Source organism: Pseudomonas abietaniphila, assembly GCF_900100795.1.
In the GTDB taxonomy this organism is placed as follows: domain Bacteria; phylum Pseudomonadota; class Gammaproteobacteria; order Pseudomonadales; family Pseudomonadaceae; genus Aquipseudomonas; species Aquipseudomonas abietaniphila.
In genome coordinates this window covers 188,388-210,097 of record NZ_FNCO01000009.1, presented here as the reverse complement: position 1 = coordinate 210,097, position 21,710 = coordinate 188,388, and the positions used below count along the sequence as shown (strand labels likewise).

Here is a 21,710-nt window from a genome sequence, read left to right as displayed (position 1 = left end):
TACGTTCGGAGAATTCTTATGCAATCGCTGACGCGACTCTGGGAGCATCTGGAGGAGGGCATGATCGCCTTTCTGCTCGCTGCCATGACGCTGGTGACATTCGTCTACGTGGCGCTGAACAACATCTACACCCTGTTTTACACCCTCAGTGACCAGTGGGCGGTCAGCAGTGACTTTTTCGCAGGGATTGGCGATCACTTGATGGGCTACGCACAGGGCATGACCTGGAGCGTGGCGCTGACCAAAGCCATCTTCGGCTGGCTGATCTTTTTCGGGATTTCCTACGGTGTGCGCACCGCCGGGCACTTGGGTGTCGATGCGTTGGTGAAGAAAACCAGCAAACCGGTTCAGCGCTGCCTGGCGATGCTGGCGTGTGCCTGCTGCCTGGCGTATGCCGGGCTGTTTCTGGTGGCAAGTTACAAATGGGTGTCGGCGTTGTGGGTCGCGGGCATCGGCGCTGAAGACCTGGACCGGTTCGGTATCAAGGTGTCTTACATCACGATTATTGTGCCCATCGGTTTCGCGCTGGTGATTGCCCGTTACCTGGAAATCCTTTATCGCATCTGGACCCACCGGCAGACCGGTCTGGGTCTTGCCGACGAAGCGGCCGAAGCGAGCAAACTGGCCAACCCTGGTGAGGAGCAACACTGATGACGGTTATCTGTTTGTTCCTGCTGCTGTTCGTGTTCATGTTCCTCGGCGTGCCTATCGCGATCTCGCTCGGGCTGGCCGGTGCCACCTCGATTCTGCTGTTCAGCCCCGACTCATTGAGTTCGCTGGCGATCAAGCTGTTCGAGACGTCCGACAGCTACACCTTTCTGGCGATTCCGTTCTTCCTGCTGTCCGGTGCGTTCATGACCACCGGTGGCGTGGCGCAACGTTTGATCGACTTCGCCAACGCCTGTGTCGGCCACATTCGCGGCGGCCTGGCGATCGCGGCGGTGCTGGCGTGCATGTTGTTCGCCGCATTGTCCGGCTCATCCCCGGCGACGGTAGCGGCGGTGGGTTCGATTGCCGTGGCGGGCATGGTGCGCTCCGGTTATCCGAAAGAGTTCGGCGCCGGGATCATCTGCAACGCCGGTACGCTGGGCATTCTGATCCCTCCCTCCATTGTCATGGTGGTGTATGCGGCAGCGACGGAGACCTCGGTTGGCAAGCTGTTCATCGCCGGTGTGGTACCAGGGATCTTGCTCGGCGTGGCGTTGATGGTGGTGATCTACATCGTCGCCCGGGTCAAAAAACTGCCCGCCCAGCCTCGGGTGACGTTCCGTGAATGGCTGCACACCGCGCAACGGGCGTTCTGGGGCTTGCTGCTGCTGGTGATCATCCTCGGCGGTATCTACAGCGGCATGTTTACCCCGACCGAAGCCGCAGCGGTCGCGGCGGTCTATTCCGCTTTTATCGCGCTGTTTGTTTACAAAGACATGAGCCTCAAGGATTGCCCGAAGGTCTTGCTGGAGTCCGGGCGGTTGACCATCATGCTGATGTTCATCATTGCCAACGCGATGCTCTTTGCGCATGTGCTGACCACCGAACAGATTCCGCAGCAGATTACCGCCTGGGTCATTTCCGAAGGCCTGACGCCAATCGGCTTTTTGATCATGGTCAATATCGTTTTGCTGATCGCTGGCAGTTTCATGGAGCCCTCGGCGATTATCCTGATTCTTGCGCCGATCTTCTTTCCGATTGCGATGAAGCTGGGGATTGATCCGATTCACTTGGGTATCGTGATGGTGGTGAACATGGAGATTGGACTGGTGCATCCACCGGTGGGTCTTAACCTGTTCGTCACCTCCGCAGTGACCGGCCTGACGCTCGGGCAGACCATTCGTGCGGCACTGCCTTGGCTGTCGATCCTGCTTGTATTCCTGTTGTTGGTGACCTACGTACCGTTCATATCCCTTGCTCTGCCGAACTGGCTGGGGATGCCTTGAGGGCTGTTCGAGCCCTGAAATAGAACTGTGAGCGCAGTGCCTTGGCCCTCGTTGACGTTGAGTCTTCGGGGGCTTTTTTATGGTCGGGATTTGAGGTGTTCTGGATGTTTGGTGGTGCTGGTTTTTGTGTGTGTATCCGTTGTTGCAGGCGACACGGATTCACCTTTTCGCCCCTCGGCGAGTCACTTTTGAAAAGGCGCCAAAAGTAACCAAAAGCGCCTTGCTCCTGGTTTGGCCTCGACTGCGTCGAAGTTCCTTCACTCCGGCGACGCTCCGTGGGCCTGCGTTCAGCCTGCACCCAAGTCGCGTTTTGTGGCGTTTGGGCTATCGCGCTAGAAAAGCAAAATCAAAAGCATCGGGTCACGCGAATCCTGTAGGAGCGTGGCTTGTCCCGCGATCTACCGCGCAGCGGTAGCAAAATCAGACGACTCAGTAATGCCTGACACTACGCGTGCACAGGTCTTGCTGCCGGTTTCCGGCAGATCGCGGGACAAGCCGCGCTCCTACAATTACCGGGGTAGCGTTCCACCTTGCCCGCGATCTACCGCGCAGCGGTAGCAACATCAGCCGACTCGATGAGGCCTCACACCCCGCGTGCACAGGTTTTGCTGCCGGTTCCCGGCAGATCGCGGGCAAGCGCGCTCCTACAGGGGGGGACGGCAGGTAGATGCACGAACCAAGAAAGCGAAGAGCGTTAGCTCCAGCCCGCGTTGCTCTTGTACGCGAGAGCCGCCCCCGGCCATGGATGGCCGATGGCGGCGGGCCCACGGAGCGTCGCCGGAGAGAAGGAACCCGACCCAGGAGGGCCCGACCGGGAGTTCAGACCCTTGGTTACTTGGGGATGGTCCGGCATTCCGGTTTTCAAGTAACCCGCCGAATGGCGGAACGCTTCTGCCGTTAGGCAGAACCAGAAATGCCAGTGGCACCACAAAATTACGGATAGACACAAAAACTCAACGCAACTCCAGACTCAATCAACATAATCCGGCTCAGTCCGCGCCAGCACCCGCTTCACACTCTCCAGATGCAACCGCGCACTTTCAGCATCCTCCTCACTCATCTGCCGCGCCGTACGCAGCAGCACCTCCTGATCGATCACCTTCAATGGACGCCCGGAACTCATCGCCTTGAGCTGCACCTCAGCCGCCCGCTCCAGGTAATACACATCATCCCAGGCCTGCGCGATGCTGGGTGCCGTCACCATCACCCCATGGTTCTTCAAAAACACAATGTCCGCCTGACCCATCGAGGCCGCAATCCGGTCGCCTTCCTGATTGTCCAGCGCCAGGCCGTTGTAATCCTCATCCACCGCTACACGCCCATAAAACTTCAACGCCGTCTGACCCGCCCAGACCAAAGGCTGACCTTCCAGCATCGCCAGCGCCGTCGCATAGGGCATGTGCGTATGAAACGCCGCCACCGCGCGTGGCTTTTGCAGGTGCAGCCGCGCGTGGATATAGAAGGCCGTCGCCTCAGGCTTGCCATCCCCCATGATCACGTTGCCGTCGAAATCACACACCAACAGGCTCGACGCCGTGATTTCTGCGAAGGCCAGGCCATAGGGATTCACCAGAAACAGCTCCGGATAACCCGGCACCAGCGCTGAAAAATGATTGCAGATGCCCTCGCTCAAACCCAGTCGCGCCGCCATGCGAAAGCTGGCCGCCAGATCGATGCGGGCGGCGTGGACCTGTGGGGCGGTCAGATGTGGATAGCACCTGTCGTGACGATCATGCAGCGGGTCACCGGAAACACGCAGATCGTGCGCCATGAGTTTCTCCTTATTCGTTCACCCAGCCTTGGCTGCGGAGGTAATCCGGCACGTTCGCCAAGTCTGGCAGTGTAGCGTCAGGCGTGTAGTCCGGGAGTGGTTTGCGTTGGGTTCCCCGGTCGATCCAGACGCAACGGAACCCCATACCCTTGGCGGCTTCGAGGTCCAGGTGCGGGCTGGCACAAATGTGCAGCACGTCATCAATGCCCACACCCAGTAGCGCGTGAGCATGCAGGAACAACCGATGGTCCGGCTTGTACGCCTGCGCCTGTTGAGCCGTGATCACCCGGTCGATGCAACCGCCCAGTTGAGCAACGTTACCCGCGATGATGTCGTCATCAGTGTTGGAGACGATGCACAGCATGAAGCCCTGCGTTTTCAACCATTGGAGCGTAGCGACCACCTCGGGAAAGGGCGGCATCTGGCCGATGCGCCGAATCAGTCGTTCGCCATCGTCCGGCTCGAAAGCCATACCCAGTTCTTCAAGCGTCAGGGACATCGACGCCCTGGAAATGTCGGCGAACGAGCGGTGGGGAGGTGTTTGCTCCAGCCGATGTTCGTGGCGGTCATAGACGGCGATGAAACGGGCAACGTCCAGGTCCGTGTTGCCCTTGCGCTGCAGCAGGTCGCGGACGCAATCGAGCAGGCCTTCGTCCCATTGAATCAAGGTGCCGTAGCAGTCGAAGGTCAGCCAGCGCGGCCGGGTAGGGGAAGTGGTCATGGTCAACTCCGTGGTCAGGGTGCGTACCCCACTTTAGGAAGCAGTGGTGTGGATCGTAAAATTAAATTAAATTGAAAAATTAATTCGATAGTCGAATGAAAGGCCCGCCCCCATGTTTGATCTTGAACTGCTTCACACCTTTGTCTCCGTGGTCGATGCAGGCGGCTTTACCAAGGCAGGGGAGCGGGTCAATCGCACGCAGTCCACGGTCAGCCAGCAGATTCGCAAGCTTGAGGAGCAGTTGGGTCGGCCGCTGTTGTTGCGTCAGCGCGCGAGCAAGCATATTGAGCTGACCGAGGATGGCGAGCGTCTGATGGGCTATGCGCGCCGTCTGGTTGCGTTATCGCTGGAAGCGCACAGCGTGCTGTGTCGCAGTGATGACACGGGCGTGGTCAAACTCGGCGTGCCCGAGGATTTTGATGTGCAGCGCTTGATGACCTTGCTCTCGGGTTTCGCACAGCAACACCCGCGCATTCGTCTGGACACGGTGAATGGTCTGAGTGTCGACCTGCATGCACGGCTCGAGGCCAGGGAGATCGATCTGGCGTTGGTCAAACGAGACCTCCCTTCCCGTCAGGCCAAGCGAGACGAGCCTGCACTGGCGAGCTGGCCTGAGCAAGTGAACTGGGTCGCCGGCCGGGAGGTGAGGGTCATCGAAGACCCGGTGCCGCTGGTGGTTTATCCCCAAGGCTGTATCTATCGCAATCGCATCGTGCATGCCTTGGAGTCGTCTGGCCGGCGATGGCGCGTGGCGTTTGCCAGTCAAAGTCTGGTGGGGATTCAGGCGGCGGTGTCGGCAGGATTGGGGATCAGTCTACTGCCAGCATCGGCGATGTTGGCGGACCATCGTCTGCTGAACGAAGAGGAAGGATTCGCGCCGGTGCCGGCCAGTGAGCTGGCGTTGATTGCGGGGAACCGTTTGTTGACTGACGTGCAACGCACGCTGGTGACCTACATGAAGCAGGCGATGGCCGCGAACTGATCGGTCACGTGCCGGATGTCAGGCAATAAAAAATCCGCGTGGGCCTGACAGAAACTCAGGGCGCCACGCGGATCGTCTACGACTCGGTCAGTGCATGAACAGGGCGATCAGGATGATCACTGGAATCGGCACACCCAGGAACCACAGCAGTAATGAGCGCATAGCGTTTCTCCTTGATACTCAGCGAATGTTGGAAGTAGTGGTGTAGGCACGGGCTTCGACGTAGGTCACGGCGTCGCGACGACGGCCACCCCAGATCGCTGCAAGGCTGGCAACGAAGGCACCGCACAGCAGGGCAACGAAGGTCCACAGCGCACTCATGGCGGCTACTTTGGCAGCGGTTTCAGCCGCCTGTTGAGCTTTCAGCTTGGCATCGGCCACCGCTTGCTTAGCCTGGCCATACACCTGATCGACGCGGGCTTGTGCATCAGCCTGACTGAGGTTGGTGCGCTGAGCGACCAGTTGAGCCAGGTAGTTACGGTCTTCAGGCGCCAGCTGACCGTCGTTGGCCAGGGTCTTGGTAAAAATCCGTACGACAACGCCGCGTGCAGCATCGTCGCTGACCGCAGCTGGACGGTCGTCGCGGAACAGGGTGTCGACGAAGTAACCATATTGATCTCCACTGGTGTTGCCTGCTGCAGTGCCTGCAGCAACAGCGGCGGTACCGGCTACCCCGGCAACTGCGCTGGCACCCGCTTTGACTCCGCTGCCCACCAAACCGCTCACGGACCCAATGATCAGCACGGCGGCGACCAGAGTCGCGATAGCCCACGACAGGAAGCCATGCGCAGTGTCGCGGAAATACACTTCATCGCCATGCATGTTCGACCACTTCACCCGCAGACGACCGGCCAGGTAGCCGCCCAAGCCGGACGCGACGATTTGCGTGAACGCCAGCCAGACCACCGTTGAAATCCCGATGGTTTTGGCACTGACCCCTTCGTTGGCCCAAGGCGACATTGCCGAAAAGCCAAGACCCGAGCCCAGCAGGACGAGTATCAGAGATAAAGCGGCGGCGCCCGCGGCACCGGCGAAAATAGCGCCCCAGGACACGCCCGAGACAGAGGAGGGTTCTTCTACAGCGGCAGGGTAAGCATCAGGCGAGACATTCATTGTTATGCAGCTCCATGCGAATAAGGGTGTGACGTCGCAGGGATAGGTGCAGCGCTTGTGCCAGATCGATAATTTTAAAAATACCCTTAAATATCAATAGCTTGTTTTTGTAATGAAACGTCTGGTTCATGCAAATTGCATGAATGGCCCGGTCGGCGCATGCGTTATGCCCGGTTTGTAGAAGTTCAACGTGTTCAGTGGCTTGCGACGGCCTTTTAGCGTCCGCTCAGACGAGATTGAAACACCTTGGGACTATTTTTTTAAAAAAGTTGTCCTATGCGTTCAACACTGACACTGTGCAATCGCCGACCTGACATATAAATGTGCTTCTGAGCGGATTCGCTAATGTCCTCGTGCCAGTGTTTGACCTATAGTTTCCGCTCAGCGCCTGTTTCTTCGAGAGGTAAATCGTCATGTTTCTACATCGTCCCCTGGAAGAAAAAGACATCCCGGCTGTGTGCGACATGCCACAGAGTGTCGACGAGCTGTTTTACATGTTCCCCAAAGCGGTTTTCCCGCTGACGCCCGCGCAGCTGCGCGACTCGATCGAACAACGGTCCGACAACACGGTGATCGAACTCGATGGCGAGGTCGTCGGCTTTGCCAACTTTTCGCGCTATGACTTCCGCGGACGCTGTTCGATGGGCAATGTCATCATTGCGCCCCATGCCCGCGCCAAGGGTGTCGGTCGGTATATGATCGGCTGCATGATGGAGCTTGCGTTCGGCAAGCATGAGGCGAAAGAGCTGACGGCTTCGTGTTTTAACCACAACGTGCCCGGCCTGTTGTTTTATCCCAAGCTGGGCTTCAAGCCCTTCGCGATAGAAGAGCGTCAGGACAAGAAGGGCGCTCGCGTTGCGCTCATTCACCTGCGTCTGCCTCGGGAATAAGGCCCACACACGTCATTCGTCGGTCGGCGTTACAGTCACCGACGAGTGGACGCCCCCAAAACTTCTCCTCTGGCCCCTGCCAGACGGCATCCGTGCCTCTGCATCAGAAGAAACCCCTTCTTTTATCTGCACGTTATCGCTGATGAAACGTTTTTTCTGAAATCCTGATCTTTATTTACCGCATTGAGGCACGCGTATTTGCTTGTTTGCTTCAAGTTGGGGCCAGGCGTATAAGTTGGACAGGCGTCATTCTTGTGATCGAGGCGGCGATTAACGCTCAACCTCAGTACAAGGAAGCCATTAATAACAACGTGTCAGGCGAGCGACTGTACATGTGGTGACAGGGACCGCCTCTGGAGGATATCGCTAATGATTGCATGCACACTCTCCAACCTTGAACTGCGCAGCATAATTGAAAGTGCGTTCCTGCCGCTGCGGTGCAATTGCACCGTTCTGGACGACACCATGACGGTTGAGGTCATTGATCCGGCCACCGAACACGTAGAGCTGCTGGTCACCGGGATTGCCCTGGACCGGCTGGACACCAGTCGGGCGCTGTGCGAGTTGATTTCCGAGCTGCACGCTGAGTTAAATAACAGTCGACACACTCACAGGCATGCGTTGGCCAGTTAATTTTTCGTTCACCGCTTCATTTGCTTTACTACGGTACGCCCATGATGCAGTCGTTATCATGGGCGTTGTTGTATCTGGCTCACTATAACGGGGTATGTCATACACCCTCAGAGGCGTGATAGTTTCAACGTGCCGTTGCCAAATGAGTGGATATTTTAAAAGATTGAGTATTTCTTATCCCTTCTCGATAGAGGAGCCCGTGGCCAGCGAACAAACACACTGTCCCAAGGTGATGAGCGCGTTGAGACCTTTGCTACCAGAAAGGCACCCGGGCGACACCCCAAATGAATCTGGCAAACTGCGCGTTTACCTTTTATCTTAAGGTCGATTACGGCGGTTGAGCGCCGACTTTCAATCTCAAGGGGAACGCATGGCGCATCACCAGCCCAATGACCTGGGACTGCCAGACTCTGACGATTCGAGAAGAATGATTCGCCGACGCCGAATGCTGTGGGGTGTTGGCTCACTTCTGAGTGTCGTGGTGATCTGTGTCGCCGTCATGATGACGATGTTGCAACGTCTCGAAGACAGAACCGCCAGCTTCCAGCCACCCATGACCGCGCTGGAGCGCCAGCGCCTCCTGCCCAAGGACCCTGTTCTTGAGGCTGCACCCAGGCTGGATGGGTTGCGCTACGGAGATGGGGCGGAGTCTGACGCCACGCATTACTCGGTCAGGGAGGTAGAGGCGCAGGGGCGCGATGCGCCGCTCGGGCAGACATTGATTCTTCAGCAAACCCATCTGCACGCCAACACTGAGGATGGCCTGCGGTCAGCCAGGCAAAACTGACCGGCCGTACCCTTGCCTGATCAGTGCACCCGGCGACGGTGCTCATTCTCGAACAGCACTTTAAACCGTTCCTCGCCCTCTTCGTCGGCCGCGTAATGTTCGCGAATCGGGCCTGCTTCTATCCTGCCATCCAGGGCAATGCGGATGATGGCGGACTTGGGCAGGTAATCCGGTACGTCGCCAATAATGGTCAACTCCCTCAAGGTGTGCCCGTCTTGCTCGACCGTCGCCAGCCTCACCCGGCAAGTGGCCTGCATCGGGATCGGCCCGAAAAGGGTGTCCCGGGAATAATCGATTTCGGCAATGCTGGACCGAAGGTTTTTCTCAGCATTCATGTCAGCGACCTCTATGTCAGTTTGAAAGCGGGCAGGAGCCTGATAATGGAGACGGATCCGACTGAAATAGTTCGGCTTTTTTTTCCGCGGGTGTGACCATTCATCGGTGGGCGTCCTGACGCTGGCTTATCGGCCTGCACGGGTTGAGAGAAAACCGGCGCCATAAAACAGGTCGCCGCTCTAAAATCATGCAACTAAAGAGAAGGTTTCGCATTGGCAAGATGCCCCACTTTTTAGTACGACAAAAAACCGGCAACTTGTGAGAACGGAGGTGCGGCGAAACACGCTGTCTTAGTTTGTGACTGCCAAAAAAGGAATTTTTTAATGTTAAAAATGCATGGCGCGTGGTGCAGTTTACGGAAATCCGACGTCAAAAAATAAAAAACATACAAATCAATGAGTTGCACTGTCTGATTGTCGCTTTTAATGAATTCTCGAAAATTTGACACTTGATGTGATTTTTGAAACTATCACGTTACGGATTTTCTCTTGTAATAGTTTGTAATAGATTCCCGGCGACGCTCACAGCATGGACGAGACACTTGATCCAGGGCGCCTGGTGAAAGGGCGGTAGCGTCCGTCATTGCTCCACCACGGCCGCCAGCCCGTCATCTATTCCCTCTCTTTACCGTTCGTTAAGTTCAGGCCAGACGCAGGCGTTCGTATTGCTTGTTCACGGCGTCCATTGAACATGAAGTGCGTGTTTTCTTTTCGTTTAAAGCCCGACTGTCCTCGCTGTCAGTTGTAACGGTAGTCATGCCTGAATTTTACCCGTTGCAGGGTTATGTACCCAGTTCGACATAAAAAGAAGTCTCGTCAGAACGGGCGGTTGTTTGTGCCTGTTATTCAGGGCCCAGAGGATTTGGGCGCGCTCAATGCATCGACTAAGTTCGGAGTTACGATTATGTATGGAGATCATCTGGAAACCGTTTGTGGTTGCGTAGTAGGGGGAGCCGGGCCCGCAGGCATGGGGTTGCTTTTCAATGCGTTGAAAAGCGGCGCAATGCCTGAGCTTGCCAAGGAAGGCTTGATCATTGTCGATGCGAGCCCCAATCCCGGCACGGGTCGGTTGGGTGACTACAGAATCACCGCCAACTCGGTGGGCGATGTCTTCCTCGATTGTCTGCGCGACCCTGCGTTGCGAGACGTGTTCGAGCCCCTTGAGCACTCGCCTGCCTACTGGCGCATTCGTCGTCAGGCGCAAAGTGCGCCGCAGCTTTCGGATGTTGCGGAGTTGTTGGCCGAGGCGTCGACGCTGGTGCTGAACTTCATTGTCGAACACTACGGTGTGAAGCTGTGGACCAGCACCACCATCACCGAAGTCGTGCATGAGGATGACGAATACCAGGTCTGGGTGGAGTCGGAAGGCCGCAGCCGCCGCATCCGCTGCCGAGCCGTCGTGCTCAACCTGGGCGGCCGTCAGGATCCCCGGCATTTGCTGAACAGTCTGGCCGATCAGGGATTGGCGGTGCCACCCGCTGCCAAGGTGCAAAGTGCCGATGAGTTGCTGCGCATGAACGGCGTGCAATTGCGCAATTTCTTCGCACCGACCCTGGCACGTCAAGGCCGGGTGAGCGTGGTCGGTGGCTCCCACAGCGCGTTCTCGGTGTTGGAGAATCTCGCCGATGCGCTCGAGTTTGCAGGGCTCAGTGAAGTAACACTGGTGCATCGCTCGCCTATCCGCCTGTTCTACGAAACCGCTGAGGCAGCCATCGAAGCCGGCTATTCGTTCGATCCGCTTAAAGACGTATGCCCGGTGTCGGGGCGCGTCAATCGCTCGGGCGGATTGCGTTACCGTGCGCTGGATGTAGGGCGCGAGGCATTGGCGCGCGGCCACATCGGCAAGACCGGGGTGCGCGTGCAGCTGCTGCAGACCCAGAACGGCCCTGAAGGTCAATTCGAACGTGCGCGGCAAGCCTTGGCCGAATCCGAGGTCGTGGTGCAATGCACCGGGTATCAGCCACTATTGCCGACGCTGACATACGCTGGCGGGGCCGCCGTCAGCCTGATGGAAGTGAAGGGCGGTCTGGATTCCGATCCTTCTGGCTGTCCGCTCGACAGCAACGGACAGCGCCTCTACGGGCTGCACCTCTTTGGTCTGGGCGCCGGGCTTGGCGTCGACCCGCGATTGGGGAGCGAGGCGTCGTTTGACGGCCGCATCTACGGCGTATGGCAATTCCACAACGACGCCAGCGGCGCCGTCATCGATGCCGTGCTTGCGCGTCTGCAACAGCCTGTGATCCAGCCCGTCAGCCTCAGTCGTCGGCTGATCGTCAACCGCGAAGAACAGCGCCAACCGTTCCTCTGGCCTGCGCTGGCCAACGCGCAATCCTGACTCTCCTTGCAACACGTATCCCGGACCGCCTGGCGCGCTCCGGGATTTTTTTTGCCGGTGCCTCTGACCTTGATGTATCGATGCTTTGAAAAAGCAATATGTTGGCCATCATTCCACGGTTGGATAGAGTGGACGCCTTCATCTATTCTGGGGTGTCCCAACCCTCTCTGGCTGACTCGACAAGGAATCAACAGATCATGCGAATTTTGATCGTGGGTGCAGGCGCGATAGGTGGCTATTTTGGCGGCCGGCTGCTGGAAGCCGGGCGCGATGTCACGTTTCTGGTTCGCCCGGGTCGCGCGGAAGAGCTGGACCGTAATGGCCTGATCGTGCGCAGTCCCTTGGGGAACATCCTGTATCCGTCACCGCCGCACGTGATGACGCCGATGCTGGACCAGACCTTCGACCTGATCCTGCTCAGTTGCAAGGCTTACGACCTTGATGCGGCCATGGATTCTTTCTCTGCGGCAGTCGGCGCACAGACGATGATTCTGCCGATGCTCAACGGGATGGCGCATCTGGATCGATTGGACGAGCGCTTTGAGCCTGAGAACGTCCTGGGCGGGCAGTGCCTGATTTCCCTCGATCGTGATGCCTCCGGCGCCATCCTGCATCTGAACGACACCAACCAGCTGTCCTTTGGCGAACGAAGCGGTGCGTTGACGCCGCGCATTCTCAAGGTCGCCGAGGCGCTGGCAGACGCCGGCTTCGATGCCAATCTGAGCCAGCATATCGTTCAGGAAATGTGGGAGAAATGGTGTTTCATCGCCACGGGTGCGGGGATCACAGGCTCGATGCGCGCCAGCATCGGCGATGTGATTGCCAGCGGTGGCGAGGGGATGATTCTCACGTTGCTGGCCGAATGCGCGCAGGTGGCGGAGGGCGCCGGTTATGCGATTCGACGCGACGTCAGACAGCGCTTTCAAACCATGCTGACCACCCAGGGCTCGAAAATGACCGCGTCCATGCTGCGGGATATCGAGCGGGGCGCCTCGATTGAGGTCGAGCACGTGATCGGCGATATGCTTGCCCGCCGTTCCAGCACCGATAAATCCGCGAAAAGTCAGCTATCGATGCTGGAGGCTGTTTACGTCAACCTCAAGTCCTACGAAGCCCGGCGGGTAAGGGAGGCGGGCTGAGCGGTCGCACGCAACACCTGTTGGTTGAGCGATCAAACTTCTTCCAGCATTGCTGCGCGCACGCCGGTTTTTTGAACGGGTCTGTGCAGGTCGGTTTGCGACGAGGATGCAGCTCGGTCGATTGCATTGCACAAATGCCGAACCTTTGGGGTGAGCTACCCTCAATCATTCAACATCTGTCATCAGAGGAGAGGCGCACCATGCCGGTCAAGCACGATTTGTACGCGGATTTAAGTGTCAGCAAGGACGAGTTGGGCAAACTTCGCAGCAAGGATGCCAAGCTCAACCAACTGGTCGACCAATACGAAATGATCGACGCTGACATCGTCAAGGCGGAGGCCGGATCGGCCGGCGACATGTCGGACGACCAACTCAAGAAGCTTAAGGAAAAACGCCTGCTGGCCAAGGACAATATCGTTGACCATCTGCCGCCTTCGAACTGAATCTTCCTGATTCCTGAATAACAGACGGCCGGTTTTCATTGGAAATCGGCCGTTTTTTATTGAGCTCTCACGTGAACGCGCACGGCAATGAAGCCGCGGCCTCTTCCTGAAAGTACGAGCTAGAGCGGTTCTTTGGACCTGTCAGTTAAGTAGCGAGCTAACTTGTTAGTTGACGGCAGCCAATGGTTAAGCGGCGGCGGGCGCCAAGGGAACGATGGCTGTCATGGATCCAAAAGTGTCGCCGAAAATAAACGGCGCCGGGCGTGCGCCGTTTAATGTGTCTGCCGCCGGGCAGCAGCAGACGCGTGACTTAAACACTAAACCCGGGTGGCTAACATGCGCACGGGTGGGCAAGTCAGCTGCACCGGGTGGTTCATTGGGGTTCTTGGTTCGGTGCGATTTCGGCCTGAATACGTTTGTAAATTTCTTCACGGTGTACTGAAACATTCTTCGGGGCGTTGATGCCGAGCCTTACTTGAAGGCCTTGTACGCCCAGAATGGTGACAGTGATTTCGTCACCGATGTTTATGCTTTCGCCGACTTTGCGGGTGAGTATCAACATAATCTTTTCCTTGATGGCCTCTTGAAGCGCCTCTACCAGGAGGCTGGCGTTAGCCTTTTGGGTGGTGGTAATGCCGAGTGCATCCAAATGCGTCCGTCAGTATGACGCTATGGATACGGTTTTAATTCCCCAGGACCCGCTTCTTATCATTGGTATGGGTGCTCCCGAGGCGAGACGGCATGCGAATTTTGCCTGTTTTTGGCAGTACATCCCCTTAGTGATTGGCTATAACCCTGATAGCCGGATCCGGGGCGGCGCCTATTGCACACTCCTTTCGCATTTATTGCAAAGAACTCGTGCCAGACGGCGATGAAATTTTCATTAGCCTGCTTGTACGTGATCTCCTAGAGCAGTGTAGGAGAGTTCCGAATTGCGTGGCGGCAAAGTGAGATGAGTTTGAGCAAATCGGCGACAGGCTGCGTGAGTCCCGCAGCGTGCGAGCGAGCAGAGGCGGGAGGAGGGCAGAAACAACATGCCCACCGCGAGGGTGGGCATGGGTGCAGCGGTCAGGGAATCAGACCACCAGCGACAGCAGCATGATCAGGATGATACCCACCACGGAGAGGATGGTTTCCATCACGGTCCAGGTCTTCAGGGTTTCAACCACGGTCATGTTGAAGTACTGCTTCACCAGCCAGAAACCGGCATCGTTGACGTGGGACAGGATCAGCGAGCCCGCGCCGGTGGCCAGCACCAGCAGCTCGCGGTTGACGCCTGGCACCAGTGCAACGACGGGGGCCACGATCCCGGCGCCGGTGATGGTGGCAACGGTTGCAGAACCGGTCGCAACGCGGATCACCGCAGCCACCAGCCACGCCAGCAGGATCGGCGAAATCTGCGCCTGCACGGCCATGTGACCGATCAGGTTGCCGACGCCGCTGTCCACCAGCATTTGTTTGAAGCCGCCACCCGCGCCCACGATCAGCACGATTGCGGCGACCGGCGCCAGGCTCTGGTCCAGCAGCTTGATGATCTGGTCGCGGCTGAAGCCGCGTGCCGAGCCAAAGGTGTAGAACGCCAGCAGCAACGCGAAGAGCAGGGCAGCGATCGGGTGACCGATGAAGTCCATCCAGATGCGGAAGATATGGCCGTTCGGCAACGCGACGTCGGCGAAGGTTTTCAGCAGCATCAGGAAAACCGGCAGCAGGATCGTGACCAGCGTGATGCCGAAGCTCGGCAGGTTCTCGTTGGTCGATTCCCTGGCGATCTGGTCCATCAGCTCTTTGGACGGGTTGCCAGGAATGCGTTTGGCGATCCATTTACCAAAGATCGGGCCGGCGATGATTGCCGTCGGGAAAGCGACGATCAGGCCGTAGAAAATGGTCTTGCCGATGTCAGCGTTGAAGATGCCGATGGCCAGCAGCGGGCCCGGGTGCGGTGGCACCAGACCGTGTACCGCGGACAGGCCGGCGAGCAGCGGGATACCGATCTTGACGATGGAGACGCCGCTGCGACGGGCAACGATGAACACCAGCGGGATCAGCAGCACGAAGCCGATTTCGAAGAACAGCGGGATACCGACCAGAAAGGCCGAGAACATCATGGCCCAGTGAACACGATCCTTGCCGAAGCGACGAATCAACGTCTGGGCGATCTGGTCGGCACCGCCGGAGTCAGCCATCAACTTGCCAAGCATGGTGCCCAGGCCAAGGATGATACCGACGAAACCCAGAACGCCGCCAAAACCGTCCTGGAACGATTTCATGACTTTGTCTACTGGCATCCCGGAGGTCAGCCCGAGAAAACCTGCTGCGATGGTCAGTGCAATAAAAGGGTGGACTTTGAACTTGGTGATCAATAGCACGAGGCCAATGATGGTCACCAACGCATCGACGAGTAGATACGTGTCTTGAGTCATACCGAACATGGGGTGTCTCTCCGTTGTATTTTGTTTTTTTGGAGCTACTGCTCAGCGCTGTTGTTCACTGCCGTGTGCACACAAGAAGACAGCGCTATCTTTGTCGCTCACGCCGGATCCAGGATCAGGAGCCGGTGAGAGCGTTGGCAGATTGGGTTTGCGAAGCCGTCCACCAGGTCGCCGCTTCGGCACCGATGGTCTCGATGGTTTTGGTCGCATCGACGACCAGCGTCCGGTCTTCACCGTAGGGCGGCTCGAGGGTCGCGAACTGGCTGTCGACAAGACTGGCCGGCATGAAATGCCCTGGGCGGTGCGAGCAACGCTCGGTCGCCAGCTCCTTGGTCAGTTCCAGAAACACGAAACCAAGCCCTGGCACGGCTGCACGCAGACGGTCACGGTAGATGAGCTTGAGGGAGGAGCAGGTCAGGACCGGCTTTTCGCCATTCTTCAGCGCGTTGGCCACTTCTTCGCCCAAACGGGTCAACCAGCCTGCGCGGTCTTCGTCATCGAGGGGATGGCCAGCGCTCATCTTGTCGATGTTCGCTTGAGGATGGAACGCATCGCCTTCGATAAGGCGACCGCCGCAGTTCTTGGCAATTTCAGCGCCGACGGCGCTTTTGCCGCAGCCGGAAACACCCATTACCACAACGGCGGATATTGCATGTGGAGCAGTAGTCATAAAAACCTCGTCCCGAAGACAGCGCTGTCTTTGCCGGATGGTGTGCAAAACCGGCAAGACTGTTTCCGGGTGTAGTCATTGTTATGGGTATCTCGCTGATCCATGAGATGCATCGGTTCCGTTCGTGAGTACGATCGAAGAAAGTTGCGGGCCTCCGTGAGATAGCGCTACCTTAGAGCCCATCCGAAACAATCGCGACCCCTTCAGCTTTTCCTTCCAATCAGTTGGCAACGCATGACACGCATTGGTTCCCGCTCCACCGGTCGTCCCACGCTCAATGAAGTCGCGAAACTGGCCGCCGTCTCCCCGATTACCGCTTCCCGAGCACTGCGTGGCGTGGCCACGGTGGCGCCGGAACTGGTGGAGAAAGTCCGTGCCGCTGCGCAGAGTCTAGGCTATGTCGCCAACCCTGCTGCCCGTGCGCTGGCTTCCTCGCAAAGTCAGTCGGTCGTGGTGCTGGTGCCGTCCCTGTCCAACCAGTTGTTCATTGAGACACTGGAAGCCATTCAAACCGTCTTGCGCCCGCGCGGGCTGGAAGTGGTGATCGGTAACTATCACTACTCGCCTATAGAAGAAGAAAACCTGTTGCGCAGCCATCTGGCGAACCGACCGCGTGGCATTTTGCTGACCGGCTTCGATCGCAGTCAGGCTGCGCAACAGCTGCTGGCGGCGAGTGGTGTACCGTGCGTGCACATGATGGAGCTCGACCCTGCGCGCGCGGAGCCTTGCGTGGGCTTTTCCCAGCAGCAGGCGGGCGCCGAGGCGGCGCGGCATTTGTTGAGCCGTGGGCGTCGGCGTCTGGCGTATGTGTCGGCGCAACTGGACCCACGGGTGATTCAGCGCGGCACGGGGTTTCGCGGAGCACTGGAAGCGCAAGGGCTGTATGACGAAACCTTGCAGATGGCCTCGCCGCTGCCGTCCTCGATCGGCCTGGGCGGCGAGTTGTTTGCGCGTCTGCTGGCAGAGCATCCGGACGTGGACGGGGTCTTCTTCTGTAACGACGACCTGGCGCAAGGGGCTGCGCTGGAGGCATTGCGTCGCGGGATCAAGATTCCTGAGCAAGTGTCGCTGATCGGCTTCAACGACTTGCCAGGCTCGGCCCATATGGTGCCGCGTCTGACCTCCATTCGTACCCCCCGTGAAGAAGTCGGTCAGCGCGCCGCGCAATTGCTGCTCGGCTTGCTGGACGGCAATGTTCAGCAGGCGCAGGTCGATCTGGGGTTTGAGCTGGTGGTGCGGGAAAGCACCTGATCACGATGGTGTGCGGACCGGGATTTCTGGCTGACACATCTCGTTGCGGGAGCTGCAGGAGGTAACGACGGTGGCGAATGCAGTGTGTCAGGTAAACCGCTTTCGCCACCGTCGTTACCTCCTGCAGCTCCCACAGGTGCTGCAGTCTTCCTGGGACAGCTTTACTTGTCTTCTTTCTTATACGCCAACCGGAACGCGTGCAGCAGCGGTTCGGTGTACCCGCTCGGCTGTTCACGGCCTTTGAACACCAGTTCACATGCGGCCTGAAACGCGTCCGATGTGTCGAAGTTTTCCGCCATCGGTTTGTAGGCCGAATCGCCGGCGTTCTGCTTGTCCACGACCTTCGCCATGCGCTTGAGAGTTTCCAGCGCGTAGTGATCGTCGATCACCTTGTGGCGCAGCCAGTTGGCGATGTGCTGACTGGAGATGCGCAGCGTGGCGCGGTCTTCCATCAAGCCGACGTTGTGGATGTCCGGCACCTTGGAACAGCCGACGCCTTGCTCGACCCAACGCACGACGTAGCCCAACAGCCCTTGCGCATTGTTCTCGACCTCTTCGCGAATCTGCTCGTCGGTCCAGTTCGCTTCGGCCACAACCGGGATGCTCAACAGGTCGAGCAGAATGTCTTCGCTGACGCTGTCCAGATCAACCTGTTCCAGCTCCAGTTGCACCGCCTTCACATCGACCTTGTGATAGTGCAGGGCGTGCAGGGTGGCGGCGGTTGGTGAAGGCACCCAGGCGGTGGTCGCACCGGACTTCGGATGGCCGATCTTTTGCGCCAGCATGTCGGCCATCTGGTCCGGCATTGCCCACATGCCTTTGCCGATCTGCGCCCGACCGCGCAGACCACAGGCCAGACCGACCAGCACGTTGCTGCGCTCGTAGGCCTTGATCCACGGCGTGGCCTTCATGTCGCCCTTGCGCAGCATCGGGCCTGCTTCCATCGAGGTGTGCATCTCGTCGCCGGTGCGGTCTAGGAAGCCGGTGTTGATGAACGCGACCCGTGCGGACGCGGCATTGATGCAGGCCTTGAGGTTGACACTGGTGCGCCGCTCTTCGTCCATGATCCCCATTTTCAGGGTGTTGCGCGGGATCTTCAGAACGTCTTCGATGCGGCTGAACAGTTGATCGGCGAAGGCCACTTCGGCCGGGCCGTGCATCTTCGGTTTGACGATGTAGACACTGCCCGCACGCGAGTTGCCGCGATTGTGCAGATCGTGCAGCGCGATCAGGCTGGTGATCACGCCGTCGAGAATACCTTCCGGAATTTCCTTTTTGCCGTCGTAAAGGATCGCCGGGTTGGTCATCAGATGGCCGACGTTGCGGATGAACAGCAGCGAACGACCGTGCAGGGTGATGTGGCTGCCATCGGCGGCGGTGTATTCGCGATCGGGGTTGAGTCGGCGAGTGATGGTCTTGCCGCCCTTGACCAACGCTTCGGTCAGGTCGCCCTTCATCAGGCCCAGCCAGTTGCGGTAGATCACCAGCTTGTCGTCGGCGTCAACGGCCGCCACGGAGTCTTCGCAGTCGATGATCGTCGACAGCGCCGCTTCCATCAGCAGGTCTTTGATGCCCGCGGGGTCGCTGCTGCCGATCGGGCTGGTCGGATCAATCTGGATTTCGATGTGCAGGCCGTGGTTTTTCAGCAGGATCGCAGTGGGCTGCTGGGGGTCACCCTGATAGCCGACGTATTTTTCCGGCTGTGCGAGGCGCGACTGGCTGCCGTCGGCCAGGGTCACCCGCAGTTCGCCGCTGTCCACGGCGTAGGCCTTGGCGTCGACATGGGAGCCGGACGCCAGCGGTGCTGCTTCGTCGAGCAGCGCACGGGCGAAGGCGATGACTTTTTCGCCACGCAGCGGGTTGTAACCGGCCTTGATCTCCGCACCGTTGGCGCTGGAAATCGCATCGGTGCCGTACAGCGCGTCATACAGCGAGCCCCAACGGGCGTTGGCGGCGTTGAGTGCGTAACGCGCATTGGCGGCGGGCACCACGAGCTGCGGACCGGCCTGTTCGCTGACTTCAATGTCGACCTTGCTGGTGGTCGCCTGAACCTCGGCCGGCACCGGTTGCAGGTAGCCGATGGAGTCGAGGAAGGCGATGTAGGCAGGCATGTCGGTGACAGGGCCCGGATTGGACTTGTGCCATTTGTCCATCTGCACCTGAATCCGGTCGCGCTCGGCCAGCAGTTCACGGTTGATGGGCGCCAGGTCGTGGATCAGCGAGTCAAAATCGGCCCAGAAGACGTCCGGGTCCAGTCCCGTTCCGGGAAGCACGTCCTCGTCGACAAAGCGTTTCAGGTTGGCCGCGACCTTCAGGTTGTGGCTGTTGACGAATTCGGTCATCTCGGGTTCTCCGTTAAAAACATGTCTATGCGCTTTCCGTCGATGGCGGATGGGCATTTCTGCATCACGCCTTATGTGTAGGAGCGCGCTTGTTCTGGGCCGCACTCGGACGATCTGGCGCGAAGCGGCAGTAAACCCTGATCGCGCGAAACCTCTGACACTCCGCGTATGGATCATTTGCTGCCGGTTCCCGGCAGATCGCGAGCAAGCTTGCTCCTACGCCCTCCGGGCAGAATCAAAAGCAGTGCAGCATTTATCCCGCGTTCACCGCTGCGACACCGGCCTTGGCGACTTGCGCATCCTGGTCGGCTTTTACGCCGGACACACCCACCGCACCGATGGTTTCGCCGCCCACGATCACCGGCACGCCGCCTTCCAGCGAGGTCAGCAGCGGCGCGGTCACGAATGCGGTGCGACCGCCATTGACCATCTCCTCGTAGCCTTTGGACTCGCGACGGCCCAGCGCCGAGGTGCGGGCCTTTTCGATGGCGATATAGCCGCCAATCGGCGCGCAACCGTCCAGGCGCTCGAAGCCCAGCAGGTGGCCGCCGTCGTCGGTCACGGCGATGGACACGGCCCAGCCGTTGGCCTGAGCTTCGGCGCGGGCGGCGGCGAGGATTTGCGTGACTTCGGTCTGGGTCAGTACGGATTTGGTTTTCATGAAGTTCTCCTGATGAAGAGGGTGGCGAAAGGGAGAAGACGGTCTGCGATCAACTTGGATGCAGCGCGTCCTCGATGAGTTCGATCCAGTGCTTGACCGGTGTGCGGCCCGCGCTGGCCAGGTGGGTCTGGCAACCGATGTTGGCGGTCGCGATGACCTCAGGTCGGCCGCTTTCCAGCGCATTCATTTTGTTGTCGCGCAATTGCTTCGACAGCACCGGTTGGGTGATCGAGTACGTGCCTGCCGAGCCACAGCATAGGTGACTGTCAGGAACCGTGGTCAGGTTGAACCCCAGTCGGGTCAGCACCGCCTCCACCGCGCCGCCGAGTTTCTGCGCGTGCTGCAGGGTGCAGGGACAATGAAACGCCAGTTTTGCGCTGGTGCAGGCCCCGAGTTTTTCCAGGGGTTCGACACGCAGCACCTCCACCAGGTCTTTGGTCAGGGCGCTGACTTTGGCTGCCTTGTCGGCGTACGCCGGATCGTCGCGCAGCATATGGCCGTAATCCTTGACGAACGCACCGCAACCGCTGGCCGTTTGCACAATGGCTTCAGCACCGGCCTGCACGCTCGGCCACCAGGCATCGATGTTGCGCCGGGCGCGGTCCAGGCCTTGTTCCTGTGCATTCAAGTGGTAATCCACCGCGCCGCAGCACCCGGCCTGCGCGATCGATTTCACGCTGATTCCCAGGCGATCCAGCACCCGTGCGGTTGCGGCGTTGGTGTTGGGTGAAAGGCCCGGCTGCACGCAGCCTTCAAGAATGAGCACCTGCCGGGCATGTTGTTGCGTGGGGCGGGCTTTGGCCGGACGAATGTTGCCGGGCAACTTGTCCTTGAGCGAGCCCGGCAGCAGGGGGCGAAACGAATTGCCCATCTGCGTGAGCGTCTTGAACAGGCCGGCGTTCGGCACCACGGCGCGCAGGCTCTCGCGCAACATGCGCTGGCTCAGGGGACGGGGCACGGCGGCGTCGACCACGGCACGACCGATGTCCAGCAGGTTGTGATAATTCACGCCGGACGGGCAGGTGGTTTCGCAGTTGCGGCAGGACAGGCAACGGTCCAGGTGCAGCTGGGTTTTCTCGGTGACTTCCTTGCCTTCCAGGACTTGCTTGATCAGGTAAATTCGCCCGCGCGGGCCGTCCAGCTCATCGCCAAGCAGTTGGTAGGTCGGGCAGGTGGCGTTGCAGAAACCGCAATGCACGCAACTGCGCAAAATGCTTTCGGCTTCTTCGCCGCGGGGCAGGCGTTTTGCCTGTTCGCTCAGGGTGGTCTGCATG

At 58.9% G+C, this 21,710-nt stretch carries 20 protein-coding genes; 10 read left to right on the top strand and 10 right to left on the bottom strand.

What is annotated here, in order from left to right; translation table 11 throughout:
• The first annotated feature begins 18 nt into the window (after window positions 1–18).
• Together BLS87_RS18665 and dctM are read left to right on the top strand one after the other, a co-directional pair.
• On the top strand, window positions 19–651 hold the full coding sequence (locus BLS87_RS18665) for a TRAP transporter small permease (protein ID WP_074754328.1): 633 nt from the start codon (window positions 19–21) through the stop codon (window positions 649–651).
• A complete protein-coding gene (dctM, locus tag BLS87_RS18660; protein ID WP_074754326.1) occupies window positions 651–1,934 on the top strand; it encodes a C4-dicarboxylate TRAP transporter large permease protein DctM in 1,284 nt (427 codons plus the stop codon). The genes BLS87_RS18665 and dctM overlap by 1 nt, the downstream gene beginning before the upstream one ends.
• 970 nt (window positions 1,935–2,904) lie before the next feature.
• Here dctM and BLS87_RS18655 read toward each other — a convergent pair.
• Window positions 2,905–3,705 (bottom strand): aldolase, encoded by an 801-nt coding sequence (locus BLS87_RS18655; RefSeq protein ID WP_083370712.1) that lies wholly within the window; start codon window positions 3,703–3,705, stop codon window positions 2,905–2,907.
• 10 nt (window positions 3,706–3,715) lie between these two features.
• A complete protein-coding gene (locus BLS87_RS18650) occupies window positions 3,716–4,432 on the bottom strand; it encodes a haloacid dehalogenase type II (RefSeq protein WP_208605181.1) in 717 nt (238 codons plus the stop codon).
• A gap of 106 nt (window positions 4,433–4,538) precedes the next feature.
• Here BLS87_RS18650 and BLS87_RS18645 point away from each other — a divergent pair, with 106 nt between their 5' ends.
• On the top strand, window positions 4,539–5,408 hold the full coding sequence (locus tag BLS87_RS18645) for a LysR substrate-binding domain-containing protein (RefSeq protein WP_074754322.1): 870 nt from the start codon (window positions 4,539–4,541) through the stop codon (window positions 5,406–5,408).
• A 180-nt stretch (window positions 5,409–5,588) separates the two neighbouring features.
• On the opposite strand, the gene BLS87_RS18640 is transcribed toward BLS87_RS18645, so the two are convergent.
• The gene (locus tag BLS87_RS18640) at window positions 5,589–6,521 is read right to left on the bottom strand and encodes a hypothetical protein (protein ID WP_074754320.1); all 933 of its coding nucleotides are present in this window, start codon (window positions 6,519–6,521) and stop codon (window positions 5,589–5,591) included.
• A 413-nt stretch (window positions 6,522–6,934) separates the two neighbouring features.
• Here BLS87_RS18640 and BLS87_RS18635 point away from each other — a divergent pair, with 413 nt between their 5' ends.
• From BLS87_RS18635 to BLS87_RS18625, 3 genes are all read left to right on the top strand, one after another.
• Window positions 6,935–7,411 (top strand): GNAT family N-acetyltransferase, encoded by a 477-nt coding sequence (locus BLS87_RS18635; RefSeq protein ID WP_074754318.1) that lies wholly within the window; start codon window positions 6,935–6,937, stop codon window positions 7,409–7,411.
• Window positions 7,412–7,780: 369 nt separating this feature from the next.
• Window positions 7,781–8,044, top strand: coding sequence for a DUF1652 domain-containing protein (locus BLS87_RS18630; RefSeq protein WP_074754316.1), 264 nt, complete (start codon window positions 7,781–7,783; stop codon window positions 8,042–8,044).
• Window positions 8,045–8,414: 370 nt separating this feature from the next.
• Window positions 8,415–8,831: a hypothetical protein gene (locus BLS87_RS18625; RefSeq protein WP_143024416.1), complete on the top strand. Its 417-nt coding sequence runs from the start codon at window positions 8,415–8,417 to the stop codon at window positions 8,829–8,831.
• Window positions 8,832–8,851: 20 nt separating this feature from the next.
• On the opposite strand, the gene BLS87_RS18620 is transcribed toward BLS87_RS18625, so the two are convergent.
• Window positions 8,852–9,166 (bottom strand): hypothetical protein, encoded by a 315-nt coding sequence (locus tag BLS87_RS18620; protein ID WP_074754312.1) that lies wholly within the window; start codon window positions 9,164–9,166, stop codon window positions 8,852–8,854.
• 904 nt (window positions 9,167–10,070) lie between these two features.
• On the opposite strand from BLS87_RS18620, the gene BLS87_RS18615 reads away from it, so the two are divergent.
• The 3 genes from BLS87_RS18615 to BLS87_RS18605 all read left to right on the top strand — a co-directional run bounded on the left by BLS87_RS18615 (window position 10,071) and on the right by BLS87_RS18605 (window position 13,083).
• Window positions 10,071–11,501 carry an NAD(P)/FAD-dependent oxidoreductase gene (locus BLS87_RS18615; RefSeq protein WP_074754310.1) on the top strand — a complete coding sequence of 477 codons (1,431 nt, stop codon included), beginning with the start codon at window positions 10,071–10,073 and terminating at the stop codon, window positions 11,499–11,501.
• 197 nt (window positions 11,502–11,698) lie between these two features.
• Entirely contained in the window at window positions 11,699–12,640 is a 942-nt protein-coding gene (locus BLS87_RS18610) for a ketopantoate reductase family protein (protein WP_074754308.1), read from the top strand.
• A 200-nt stretch (window positions 12,641–12,840) separates the two neighbouring features.
• Window positions 12,841–13,083, top strand: coding sequence for a DUF465 domain-containing protein (locus BLS87_RS18605; protein ID WP_074754306.1), 243 nt, complete (start codon window positions 12,841–12,843; stop codon window positions 13,081–13,083).
• 373 nt (window positions 13,084–13,456) lie between these two features.
• Here the strand turns inward: BLS87_RS18605 and csrA are convergent, their stop codons facing one another.
• The 3 genes from csrA to BLS87_RS18590 all read right to left on the bottom strand — a co-directional run bounded on the left by csrA (window position 13,457) and on the right by BLS87_RS18590 (window position 16,143).
• The gene (gene csrA / locus BLS87_RS18600; protein ID WP_062380972.1) at window positions 13,457–13,645 is read right to left on the bottom strand and encodes a carbon storage regulator CsrA; all 189 of its coding nucleotides are present in this window, start codon (window positions 13,643–13,645) and stop codon (window positions 13,457–13,459) included.
• A gap of 514 nt (window positions 13,646–14,159) precedes the next feature.
• Window positions 14,160–15,512 carry a GntP family permease gene (locus tag BLS87_RS18595; RefSeq protein ID WP_074754304.1) on the bottom strand — a complete coding sequence of 451 codons (1,353 nt, stop codon included), beginning with the start codon at window positions 15,510–15,512 and terminating at the stop codon, window positions 14,160–14,162.
• A 115-nt stretch (window positions 15,513–15,627) separates the two neighbouring features.
• Window positions 15,628–16,143 (bottom strand): gluconokinase, encoded by a 516-nt coding sequence (locus BLS87_RS18590; protein ID WP_143024419.1) that lies wholly within the window; start codon window positions 16,141–16,143, stop codon window positions 15,628–15,630.
• Between the two features lie 273 nt (window positions 16,144–16,416).
• Between BLS87_RS18590 and gntR the strand changes: the two genes are divergently transcribed.
• Window positions 16,417–17,433, top strand: coding sequence for an HTH-type transcriptional regulator GntR (gene gntR, locus BLS87_RS18585; protein ID WP_074754300.1), 1,017 nt, complete (start codon window positions 16,417–16,419; stop codon window positions 17,431–17,433).
• 161 nt (window positions 17,434–17,594) lie between these two features.
• Here gntR and BLS87_RS18580 read toward each other — a convergent pair whose 3' ends face one another.
• The 3 genes from BLS87_RS18580 to glcF form a co-directional block, all read right to left on the bottom strand.
• Window positions 17,595–19,775 (bottom strand): malate synthase G, encoded by a 2,181-nt coding sequence (locus BLS87_RS18580; RefSeq protein WP_074754298.1) that lies wholly within the window; start codon window positions 19,773–19,775, stop codon window positions 17,595–17,597.
• A 253-nt stretch (window positions 19,776–20,028) separates the two neighbouring features.
• Window positions 20,029–20,436, bottom strand: a complete 408-nt coding sequence (locus BLS87_RS18575; protein WP_074754296.1) for a heme-binding protein — start codon at window positions 20,434–20,436, stop codon at window positions 20,029–20,031.
• A 49-nt stretch (window positions 20,437–20,485) separates the two neighbouring features.
• Complete coding sequence (glcF, locus tag BLS87_RS18570; RefSeq protein WP_074754294.1) at window positions 20,486–21,709, bottom strand: glycolate oxidase subunit GlcF; 1,224 nt, start codon at window positions 21,707–21,709, stop codon at window positions 20,486–20,488.
• Window position 21,710 lies beyond the last annotated feature (1 nt).

What these genes read in the sequence shown, in the direction of transcription:
- BLS87_RS18615 (WP_074754310.1), top strand. Translation starts at nt 10,071, where the DNA reads ATGTATGGAGATCATCTGGAAACCGTTTGTGGTTGCGTAGTAGGGGGA.
- BLS87_RS18665 (WP_074754328.1), top strand. Translation starts at nt 19, where the DNA reads ATGCAATCGCTGACGCGACTCTGGGAGCATCTGGAGGAGGGCATGATC.
- BLS87_RS18630 (WP_074754316.1), top strand. Translation starts at nt 7,781, where the DNA reads ATGATTGCATGCACACTCTCCAACCTTGAACTGCGCAGCATAATTGAA.
- glcF (WP_074754294.1), bottom strand. Translation starts at nt 21,709, where the DNA reads ATGCAGACCACCCTGAGCGAACAGGCAAAACGCCTGCCCCGCGGCGAA.
- BLS87_RS18635 (WP_074754318.1), top strand. Translation starts at nt 6,935, where the DNA reads ATGTTTCTACATCGTCCCCTGGAAGAAAAAGACATCCCGGCTGTGTGC.
- BLS87_RS18605 (WP_074754306.1), top strand. Translation starts at nt 12,841, where the DNA reads ATGCCGGTCAAGCACGATTTGTACGCGGATTTAAGTGTCAGCAAGGAC.
- BLS87_RS18625 (WP_143024416.1), top strand. Translation starts at nt 8,415, where the DNA reads ATGGCGCATCACCAGCCCAATGACCTGGGACTGCCAGACTCTGACGAT.
- BLS87_RS18640 (WP_074754320.1), bottom strand. Translation starts at nt 6,521, where the DNA reads ATGAATGTCTCGCCTGATGCTTACCCTGCCGCTGTAGAAGAACCCTCC.
- BLS87_RS18595 (WP_074754304.1), bottom strand. Translation starts at nt 15,512, where the DNA reads ATGTTCGGTATGACTCAAGACACGTATCTACTCGTCGATGCGTTGGTG.
- BLS87_RS18580 (WP_074754298.1), bottom strand. Translation starts at nt 19,775, where the DNA reads ATGACCGAATTCGTCAACAGCCACAACCTGAAGGTCGCGGCCAACCTG.
- BLS87_RS18620 (WP_074754312.1), bottom strand. Translation starts at nt 9,166, where the DNA reads ATGAATGCTGAGAAAAACCTTCGGTCCAGCATTGCCGAAATCGATTAT.
- BLS87_RS18645 (WP_074754322.1), top strand. Translation starts at nt 4,539, where the DNA reads ATGTTTGATCTTGAACTGCTTCACACCTTTGTCTCCGTGGTCGATGCA.
- csrA (WP_062380972.1), bottom strand. Translation starts at nt 13,645, where the DNA reads ATGTTGATACTCACCCGCAAAGTCGGCGAAAGCATAAACATCGGTGAC.
- BLS87_RS18655 (WP_083370712.1), bottom strand. Translation starts at nt 3,705, where the DNA reads ATGGCGCACGATCTGCGTGTTTCCGGTGACCCGCTGCATGATCGTCAC.
- dctM (WP_074754326.1), top strand. Translation starts at nt 651, where the DNA reads ATGACGGTTATCTGTTTGTTCCTGCTGCTGTTCGTGTTCATGTTCCTC.
- BLS87_RS18575 (WP_074754296.1), bottom strand. Translation starts at nt 20,436, where the DNA reads ATGAAAACCAAATCCGTACTGACCCAGACCGAAGTCACGCAAATCCTC.
- BLS87_RS18610 (WP_074754308.1), top strand. Translation starts at nt 11,699, where the DNA reads ATGCGAATTTTGATCGTGGGTGCAGGCGCGATAGGTGGCTATTTTGGC.
- BLS87_RS18590 (WP_143024419.1), bottom strand. Translation starts at nt 16,143, where the DNA reads ATGGGTGTTTCCGGCTGCGGCAAAAGCGCCGTCGGCGCTGAAATTGCC.
- gntR (WP_074754300.1), top strand. Translation starts at nt 16,417, where the DNA reads ATGACACGCATTGGTTCCCGCTCCACCGGTCGTCCCACGCTCAATGAA.